This window comes from Enterococcus sp. C46 (assembly GCF_040887565.1).
In the GTDB taxonomy this organism is placed as follows: domain Bacteria; phylum Bacillota; class Bacilli; order Lactobacillales; family Enterococcaceae; genus Enterococcus_B; species Enterococcus_B lactis.
In genome coordinates this window covers 200453-208187 of record NZ_JBFOGA010000004.1, presented here as the reverse complement: position 1 = coordinate 208187, position 7735 = coordinate 200453, and the positions used below count along the sequence as shown (strand labels likewise).

Here is a 7735-nt window from a genome sequence, read left to right as displayed (position 1 = left end):
ATGATGGAGCGAGCAATAGCAGCTAAGAGAAAAGAATTAGATAAGAAGTGATATGAGTGTTTAAACCATTAATCGATTCATATTCAGCAGTTCTGAAAAAGTTCAAAGGAAAAGACATAGGTGCAACTATCAATGAAGAAGTGAACATTGATCGACTAAAGACGATGTATGACGGCTACGATGGTGATCGAGTTATTGAAATTCGGTTTATTGATCCTAGACGTTTCACAGTACAGCAACGAAACTTCATCTATGCGCTGATAGGCGATATTTTCATCGATACAGGCATGCCAACGGACTTCTGGAAGGAATTCTTCTACTTCCGTTTCGAAGGTGTCACAGGGCGCAAAATAAGCCTCAAAGACGAATCGAATACAACTGTAAGCGATGCTAATGTCTTAGCAAATATCATCTTAGATTTCATCTTTGAACATCATATTCCTTTCAAAGAAGGCTATGATATTTTACCAGCGAACCAAGAGTATTACTTCTACAAATGCATTACAAAAAGAGTTTGTTGCATCTGTGGCAAAACAGGAGCTGACATCGATCACTTTGACAAAGCGCTAGGAAGACGAAAGCGCAAAGAAGTTGATCATTCAGAGTACACATTTGCAGCACTCTGCAGAATCCATCATACGGAGAAGCACAAAATAGGTGTGATCAATTTCAAAAATAAGTATCAAATCAAAGGGATTAAGTTAAATCAGGAGACAATCAAGAAATTAAGAATCGGAGGATGAAAAGTGGATCACAGAAGTTATTACGCCATCATACCTGCAAATGTTAGATATGACGATTCTTTGATACCTAGTGCAAAACTTCTTTATGGAGAAATCACAGCTCTATGTAATGAGAAAGGTTATTGCTGGGCTAGCAATGAGTACTTTGCCAATCAATATAAAGTAAGCAAACCAACCATTCAGAATTGGCTAAAGTCACTTGAAGAAAAGGGCTATATCTATAGAGAAGTTAAGTACAAAGAGGGTAGTAAAGAAATCGAGGCTAGGTATATAAGAATTCTTGGTGGGGGTCACCAAGAAAATTTGGTGGGGGGTCACCAAGAAATCTATCAAGATAATAATACATCTATTAATAATACATTTAATAATACAAAAGAATATATAAGAGAGTTACCGCCTTCGAAAAAATCGAAGGCTAAGCCCATCCGTCATAAATACGGAGAGTATAAAAATGTTCTTTTGTCAGATGAGCAGATGGAGAAACTCAAAACAGAATTCCCTAATGACTACCAAGAGCGAATAGAACGGCTATCTGAGTATTGTGAATCATCAGGTAAGACTTATAAAAACTATTTGGCAACTATTCGAAGTTGGGCAAGAAAAGAAAAAAGTGAGCCTAAGAATGCAATTAGTGGATACAAGCGCACAGGAAGACGAGAGAAGCTTCCTGAGTGGGCAATCGATCAAGAAGCCTATCTTAAGAAAAAAGCGCTAGAACGAGCTAATAGACAATCAAAAGCACCATTCTAAGAGGTGGAAAATTGAAAATCGATTATCTAGAACTAATTAATGAAATAGCAAAGTATAAAACTGGTGAAGAAATAGAAATCCTGAGAGACGTATATGATCAACTCGAAGAAGCTGGAATCGAAGGAATTAAGAATGATCGTTCGAGTTGGAGTAAGCTCAGATACTATTTCGCACTTTATATCGATGCAACACAATTAAGAAATTTAGCTTATACAAAATTACTATTTGTTGATTGCATTAAAGGATTGCAAAAACATCTTAATGAACTTGAGAAGGTGTAATCAGATGGATCTAAAAACATTTACAGCACAGATCGAACTAATGCATCAAGAAGCTTTAAGGCAAAGCGCCTCGTATGAAGACAAGTGGCTCAACACGTTTCACGGCGGACGCGAGAGCGCACTTGATCAAGTACTTAAATTATTGAAAGGAGAATGTCGGGATGGATAAGAAAGCGGCAATGCAGCGAATTATCGAATTGACTTATTCAGAAGATTGGCAAAATGACAAAGAAGCTGCATCAGAAGTGATGAGGCTTGGAAGAGCGATGTGGGCAGACAAGAGTAACAAGCCAAGACCACGGAAAATCGCAATTTGGCACGGTGGCAAACTTCTAGTGACAGGAACAGCTGAACAGTTAGCAAGTCTCACAGGCTTGCACGAGAAAATTGTGAGAAAAAGAGCTAGGTGTGGATACACAGACGTTAAGAAGAGAACGTTTAGATACGTGGAGGAATCATCATGACAACAGAAGAAGTGATTCAAATGCGTATTCGAAGCCTTCAGCGTGAGATTGACGATTTGGAACGAACAAAGGCAGTGATGGTCAATGAAACGGCGAGAAAGGCAATCGATTTGCACATAGAGAATTTAAGAAGGAAAATTCGTAGATTGGAGGAATGAGCATGGATAAGAAAGCAGCAATGAAACGAATTGCTGAATTAACCAAGTTAGAATCTTGGCAAGAAGACAAAGAAATAGTTGCAGAAGTCCAAAAGCTCGGTAAATCAATGTGGAATTAAAAAAACTAAACGGAGAACGCCGAGAAAAATTGCAATCTGGCATGGTGATCGAATTCTAGTAACAGGTACTGCTGAACAGTTATCTGAAATTACTGGATTAAGCAAAAACATTATCTGGGATAGAGCTAGGAGCTTATGGATTGATTCAAAGGGACGACAGTTTAGGTATGTGGAGGAGAAATAATGGATCTCATTACACAATACAGTGATATCATCCTCAAGAAAATCATGATGAAGATTCAGAAAGATAAAAAATCAAAAGAACGAGCGGAATTAGTTAAGTTGGAAATGGCTGAAACAGGAGCAGGAGTGCGAAGTAGCAGACATTGGAAAGCAGCAGCAAACATTGAATTCTATTACAACGAAATTCAAAAAGGGTTCGATCAGATGCGTGAGTTGGATCAGCAAACAGGTTGGAGCAAGAAACTTCATCAAGATCGTTTCAAGTTTGTAGAGAAATATAAAGAGATACTAGACGAATACATGGAGGACAGCGAATGATGATGCCAAAAGAAATCTATTCAGATGCATTAAGAGGTGCTAGAAATCAATTGAAAATGGCAAAAAGAGCTTATAAAATTCGGCCCACAATCGAAAATGAACGCAGAGTAAAAGAAATTCGCCGTAGATGTTCAATTTACGGTGAGTTACAGAAGGAGGACAGCAAATGATACCAAAGTTTCGAGTGCGGGATAAACAAACAGAGACTATACAAGAGATAGAATCTATATCTTTCAAAGAAAAAAAGCTTGTGATTTCCCAACAATCCGTCGCTTGGTTTAACGCTGATTATATTAGAAATTTTGATGATATTGAACTCATGCAATCCACAGGACTGAAAGATAAGAACGGTGTGGAGATATTTGAGGGAGATCTAGTATCAATCAGCGTGCAAAATGGATTCGATTGCTTAGACAATAAAGTTTGTATTGTTAAAAATTCAATAGGACATTCGGGATTAGTTTGTGCCACTGTCGATGAAGACTTAGAGTATCGAATTTTTAACACAGAGCTGTTTGAAGAATACACGTATGAAGTCATCGGAAACATCTACGAGAATAGTGAGTTATTGGAGGAACAAGATGAATAAACAGGAAGCAATCAAAAAGTTAGAAAGTATTAAAACGATAGGAAATGATGCAAGAGCTGCTTGCTATAACGAAGGTATAAATGCAGTTATTACGATAATAAAACAACTAGACGAACCGCAGAAGCCAGTTGTGCCGCGATTTGTGGCTGATTGGATAGAACTATGTAAAGAAAAAGCTGATTTAATTAGTTGTCTATCAGGTTCGTATGAGTATGGTGTTAATCAATATAAAAGAATAACAGAAGATGAAGATTGGTTATTTGAAGCAGACCATCAAGAATTAGTTGCTCGAGCATGGTTATACGGCTATGAGGTCGAGAAAGAGTCGTTGTACATGGTTCCATTCCTAAAAGATGAAGAAGGTAACAAAAAGATATTAGTCGAACGTAACAGACAATACGACATCATTTGGGGCTGCGAAAACGATGGCTGGTGTGATTTATTTACTGAAGAACAGATCAAATCGGTGAATGAAGAGTATTGGAAGTTTGCGGAGCTTTATGAGGTTAGTGAGGATGAAAAGGAATGATCTACTCATATGTCTTTGTAATGCTTTTCGTTTTTAAGCGGGTAATTATTTTAAAGAAAAATAAAAAGCCAATCCAACGATTGGCTAAGATCATTTCTTCTTATCTATAAAGAAGAGAATCAATATATAGAAAATGATAGAACACACCAAACCTTTTAAATAAAAGTTATATTGGTGAACTGATTCTGCGTAGGAATAATCAATAATTCGTGAAATAAAGTAAAATACAGGAGCAGAGCAAAAAAGTAAAAAAATATCGTATTTGTTCCATTTGGTAAAGAACCATAAAAAGATGAGAACATCGAAAAAAGGAATCCAAAACAATAGTTTGCTTAATAGTATCAAAATACCATCTCCTAGCTCTCCCACATATTTGATATAGTAGCACTTTCGAAAGCAAGGAAAATGAAAGTATAATAATAAAATCGATAGTTATTTGTAATAAAACAGGTAGATAGAATAAATACTGTAGATACTAAAACAGACAGCCGACCACTGACTGCCTATATAAGAGTATTGAAATAAAAAGCTGCTGATATAATAAATTCGACAAGTTTATTATATCACATAAAGGAGCGGTTTGACTTGATGCAATTGTTACGAGAGGTAGATTTCAAACAGACAAGATGTAATGCGAGAGATGTGCTGAAGAACTTTCGGCGTTTGGAGCGGATGGCAGGTCGCTCTTTGATAGATATTAAGTCTCCTATCATTACGGATATGCCGAAGGCACCGAAGCACGGTAATAAGGCAGAGAACGCGATCATTCAGATGATGGATATAGAAGCGGAGAGAGATGCGATTTTAGCGGCTTTGATGGCTCTTAGTCTGATTAGTCGTCAGATACTCTACTACAGCTTCTGTGTGCCAGATAGCTTCTCAAACTACAGGATTAGCCGTGAAGTGGGTTATTCAGAAAGAAGCATACAACGGATGAAGTCGGAAGCTCTAATAGAGTTTGCAGAAGCGTATAAACATGGGGAAATAATTGCTTATAAATAGGAGGACCATATAATGTGGAAAGATTATGTATCATTGAAAGAGTTGAAAAAAGATCTTATTTTCAAAAAAATCGTAGAATGGTCAGAGAGCGAATTAATTTTAGAAGATGGAACAAAATTAGAAGTTGTATGTAGCGAGTATGATTGTTGCGCATGGGCTGGGGGTGAATTCAAAAATGTAAAACTTGATGCGGTTATTACAGATATAAAAATCTTTGACAAAGGTAAGTATGAATATAACGGTGACGGACATACCTCTTATGCTGAAGTCGTTGTTTATCATAATCGTAATGAGATCGCTAAAGCAGAATGCACAGCGGATGATGGGATTGGTGGCTACTATTATAGTGTTTGTGCTTTAAAGGTCAAAGAGAAACTTTGTGTAGTGACTGACGCATAAAAAATGGCGGTTTTTTGGCGGAATGATGGCGGTTTTTAGCCATTTATCAGTGATATTATGGTAGTGTCGAAAGATTAGTGATAGGTCTGAGACAAAATAAAATGTAAGGGAGGAAATCTCCCTCATCGTTTAATTAAGCTTTGATAGACAGCAGCGGAAATATTAACAATCAGGATGTGAATTTCAACTCATCCTGATTGTTCTTATTATCTATCATCCTTGTCTGTTGTTATTATGATAAAAGTTAGAATTTGAAGCAACTAGATAGCACTATAATAGTTTAGCTAGATAATGGAAATCATTCTATTTGTGGTATAATTAGAACATAAAGTAAATTAGTTTATACTACGGAGGAACACGAAGTGAAAGAGATAAAGCTTGAAATACAAATGCAAGATTGCCCTTGCGAAACATATATAGATGGTTTAGGAAAAGTAGCATATGTATACTATTCCAAAGCAAATCAAATCGACATACAGCCACAAAACTCAGGTGTATATTCTTTGAGTTTGAATGGAAAAACAGGATCAATTAAAATTAACGGAATGCTATTAAAAGTATTTGTTAGATAAACTATTTTCAGAAAGTAGATCACTCATTGAGTGGTCTTTTTATTTTGTTTATAGGAGGTTACATAATGAGAAACTACTGGTACGTATCACTGTCTAATAGGTATCCACAGCCAAATGATAATGATCCAAGTAGAGTAGTTCGATCAGTACAAATCAAAAAGAAGTATTCAATCATTGAAATGGTACGAGAAGCGACTCCAAAAGAAATCGACAAATACAACCTGCGTTACTGTGGAAGTGGGTATTTTAGTGAGCAGAATATTCAAAAAAACATAAACAAGAATTTGAGGGATACAAATGCAAATTGAACGAATGAAATTACAGGATTTAAAACCAGCTGATTATAATCCAAGAGTTAAGTTAGAACCTGGTATGGAAGAATATGAGAAGTTAAAACAGTCCATTTTAGAATTTGGCTTTGTTGATCCGCCTATTTTTAACAAACGAACAGGAAATCTAGTTGGTGGTCATCAGCGTGTCGCTGTAGCTAAAGATTTGGAGCTGTATGAAGAGATAGAGGTATCTGTCGTTGATTTACCACTTGATAAGGAAAAAGCTCTTAATGTGGCTCTCAATAAGATTACTGGTCGTTGGGATGATGAAAAGCTTTCTGTTTTGTTGAAAGAATTAGAAAATGAAACTATTGTTTTAACAGGTTTTGAATCGGAAGAAGTAGAAGAATTACTTACTGCGTTTGATTATAAAGAAGATACCGAAAAGCCTGTAATAGAAGATGGATTCGAAGTGAATGAATTTATAGAAAATCATTCTGATCCTAGAACTAAATATGGTCAACTATGGAAGCTGGGTAAGCATTATTTATTATGTGGCGATGCTACGAAAGCGATCGACGTCGAAAGATTGCTACAAGGTAAAAAGGCGAATTTAGTTGTCACTGACCCACCATATAATGTAGCAGTGAAATCTGATAATAAAGAATTAAACGAATCTGGTCGAGATAAAATTATGAATGACGATATGAGTGATGAAGAGTTTGATCAATTTTTAATGTCTGTATTCCAAAACTATGCTAATGCCATGGAAGACAACTCGGCAATTTATGTCTTTCATGGATCTTCTTATCAGCGAGAATTTGAAAATAGCATGAATGCCGCAGGAATTATAGTTCGGTCGCAGTGTATTTGGGTTAAAAATAATGCAACATTTGGTTGGAGTCAGTATCGTTGGCAACATGAACCAGTTTTCTATGCACATAAGGAAAGATATGCACCTACGTGGTACGGAGATAGGAAACAGACAACGGTTTGGCAAGACGACTTACTAGAAGATTTACCAGCAACCATTTGGAGAGTTCCCAAAGATGATGTGAATGCATATTATCACCCGACGCAAAAGCCACTATCACTTATTGCTATACCAGTAAAAAATAGTTCTAAAAGACAGGATATCGTTTTAGATTTGTTTGGTGGCTCAGGTAGTACATTAATGACCTGTGACCAGTTGGAACGTATTTGTTATACTCTCGAATTAGATCCTCTATTTTGTGATGTAATTATTGAGAGATGGGAACGAGCAACAGGCAACGAAGCAATTTTAGTTTCAGAATAAAAAAGAAGCCGAGTGCGCTAACACTCGACTACTTCAACGAGAACATAAGCCCCCGAAGA

The 7735-nt window shown here is 36.5% G+C and carries 15 protein-coding genes and 1 pseudogene; all 16 read left to right on the top strand.

The genetic code is table 11. The features are described from left to right. Positions 1 to 56 precede the first annotated feature (56 nt). The 16 genes and pseudogenes from AB3I27_RS08660 (at position 57) to AB3I27_RS08585 (ending at position 7676) form a co-directional block, all read left to right on the top strand. On the top strand, positions 57 to 743 hold the full coding sequence (locus AB3I27_RS08660) for a putative HNHc nuclease (RefSeq protein ID WP_174127993.1): 687 nt from the start codon (positions 57 to 59) through the stop codon (positions 741 to 743). Positions 744 to 746: 3 nt separating this feature from the next. Next, positions 747 to 1493: a helix-turn-helix domain-containing protein gene (locus AB3I27_RS08655; protein ID WP_104674268.1), complete on the top strand. Its 747-nt coding sequence runs from the start codon at positions 747 to 749 to the stop codon at positions 1491 to 1493. Between the two features lie 11 nt (positions 1494 to 1504). Beyond that, positions 1505 to 1774 carry a hypothetical protein gene (locus tag AB3I27_RS08650; protein WP_104674267.1) on the top strand — a complete coding sequence of 90 codons (270 nt, stop codon included), beginning with the start codon at positions 1505 to 1507 and terminating at the stop codon, positions 1772 to 1774. Positions 1775 to 1778: 4 nt separating this feature from the next. Further along, positions 1779 to 1943 carry a hypothetical protein gene (locus tag AB3I27_RS08645; RefSeq protein WP_002330489.1) on the top strand — a complete coding sequence of 55 codons (165 nt, stop codon included), beginning with the start codon at positions 1779 to 1781 and terminating at the stop codon, positions 1941 to 1943. Continuing rightward, positions 1936 to 2238, top strand: coding sequence for a hypothetical protein (locus AB3I27_RS08640; RefSeq protein ID WP_222896901.1), 303 nt, complete (start codon positions 1936 to 1938; stop codon positions 2236 to 2238). The genes AB3I27_RS08645 and AB3I27_RS08640 overlap by 8 nt, the downstream gene beginning before the upstream one ends. Next, on the top strand, positions 2235 to 2396 hold the full coding sequence (locus AB3I27_RS08635) for an antitoxin (RefSeq protein WP_222896900.1): 162 nt from the start codon (positions 2235 to 2237) through the stop codon (positions 2394 to 2396). Before AB3I27_RS08640 ends, AB3I27_RS08635 begins: the two co-directional genes overlap by 4 nt. A 2-nt stretch (positions 2397 to 2398) precedes the next feature. Next, positions 2399 to 2699: pseudogene (locus tag AB3I27_RS08630) on the top strand (hypothetical protein). After that, positions 2699 to 3016, top strand: coding sequence for a DUF1140 family protein (locus tag AB3I27_RS08625; protein WP_222896899.1), 318 nt, complete (start codon positions 2699 to 2701; stop codon positions 3014 to 3016). The pseudogene AB3I27_RS08630 and the gene AB3I27_RS08625 overlap by 1 nt, the downstream one beginning before the upstream one ends. Beyond that, the gene (locus tag AB3I27_RS08620; RefSeq protein WP_222896898.1) at positions 3013 to 3186 is read left to right on the top strand and encodes a hypothetical protein; all 174 of its coding nucleotides are present in this window, start codon (positions 3013 to 3015) and stop codon (positions 3184 to 3186) included. Before AB3I27_RS08625 ends, AB3I27_RS08620 begins: the two co-directional genes overlap by 4 nt. Further along, complete coding sequence (locus tag AB3I27_RS08615; protein WP_222896896.1) at positions 3183 to 3605, top strand: YopX family protein; 423 nt, start codon at positions 3183 to 3185, stop codon at positions 3603 to 3605. The genes AB3I27_RS08620 and AB3I27_RS08615 overlap by 4 nt, the downstream gene beginning before the upstream one ends. Next, complete coding sequence (locus AB3I27_RS08610; protein WP_262389360.1) at positions 3598 to 4134, top strand: DUF1642 domain-containing protein; 537 nt, start codon at positions 3598 to 3600, stop codon at positions 4132 to 4134. Before AB3I27_RS08615 ends, AB3I27_RS08610 begins: the two co-directional genes overlap by 8 nt. A 588-nt stretch (positions 4135 to 4722) precedes the next feature. After that, positions 4723 to 5136: an ArpU family phage packaging/lysis transcriptional regulator gene (locus tag AB3I27_RS08605; protein WP_222897096.1), complete on the top strand. Its 414-nt coding sequence runs from the start codon at positions 4723 to 4725 to the stop codon at positions 5134 to 5136. 12 nt (positions 5137 to 5148) lie between these two features. Beyond that, complete coding sequence (locus AB3I27_RS08600; RefSeq protein ID WP_222896894.1) at positions 5149 to 5535, top strand: hypothetical protein; 387 nt, start codon at positions 5149 to 5151, stop codon at positions 5533 to 5535. Between the two features lie 362 nt (positions 5536 to 5897). Then, complete coding sequence (locus AB3I27_RS08595) at positions 5898 to 6107, top strand: hypothetical protein (RefSeq protein WP_096705264.1); 210 nt, start codon at positions 5898 to 5900, stop codon at positions 6105 to 6107. Positions 6108 to 6172: 65 nt separating this feature from the next. Beyond that, the gene (locus AB3I27_RS08590; protein WP_174122063.1) at positions 6173 to 6415 is read left to right on the top strand and encodes a hypothetical protein; all 243 of its coding nucleotides are present in this window, start codon (positions 6173 to 6175) and stop codon (positions 6413 to 6415) included. After that, on the top strand, positions 6405 to 7676 hold the full coding sequence (locus AB3I27_RS08585; RefSeq protein ID WP_096705266.1) for a site-specific DNA-methyltransferase: 1272 nt from the start codon (positions 6405 to 6407) through the stop codon (positions 7674 to 7676). Before AB3I27_RS08590 ends, AB3I27_RS08585 begins: the two co-directional genes overlap by 11 nt. Positions 7677 to 7735: the final 59 nt, after the last annotated feature.

What these genes read in the sequence shown, in the direction of transcription:
- AB3I27_RS08645 (WP_002330489.1), top strand. Translation starts at nt 1,779, where the DNA reads ATGGATCTAAAAACATTTACAGCACAGATCGAACTAATGCATCAAGAA.
- AB3I27_RS08640 (WP_222896901.1), top strand. Translation starts at nt 1,936, where the DNA reads ATGGATAAGAAAGCGGCAATGCAGCGAATTATCGAATTGACTTATTCA.
- AB3I27_RS08635 (WP_222896900.1), top strand. Translation starts at nt 2,235, where the DNA reads ATGACAACAGAAGAAGTGATTCAAATGCGTATTCGAAGCCTTCAGCGT.
- AB3I27_RS08625 (WP_222896899.1), top strand. Translation starts at nt 2,699, where the DNA reads ATGGATCTCATTACACAATACAGTGATATCATCCTCAAGAAAATCATG.
- AB3I27_RS08620 (WP_222896898.1), top strand. Translation starts at nt 3,013, where the DNA reads ATGATGATGCCAAAAGAAATCTATTCAGATGCATTAAGAGGTGCTAGA.
- AB3I27_RS08615 (WP_222896896.1), top strand. Translation starts at nt 3,183, where the DNA reads ATGATACCAAAGTTTCGAGTGCGGGATAAACAAACAGAGACTATACAA.
- AB3I27_RS08610 (WP_262389360.1), top strand. Translation starts at nt 3,598, where the DNA reads ATGAATAAACAGGAAGCAATCAAAAAGTTAGAAAGTATTAAAACGATA.
- AB3I27_RS08605 (WP_222897096.1), top strand. Translation starts at nt 4,723, where the DNA reads ATGCAATTGTTACGAGAGGTAGATTTCAAACAGACAAGATGTAATGCG.
- AB3I27_RS08600 (WP_222896894.1), top strand. Translation starts at nt 5,149, where the DNA reads ATGTGGAAAGATTATGTATCATTGAAAGAGTTGAAAAAAGATCTTATT.
- AB3I27_RS08590 (WP_174122063.1), top strand. Translation starts at nt 6,173, where the DNA reads ATGAGAAACTACTGGTACGTATCACTGTCTAATAGGTATCCACAGCCA.
- AB3I27_RS08585 (WP_096705266.1), top strand. Translation starts at nt 6,405, where the DNA reads ATGCAAATTGAACGAATGAAATTACAGGATTTAAAACCAGCTGATTAT.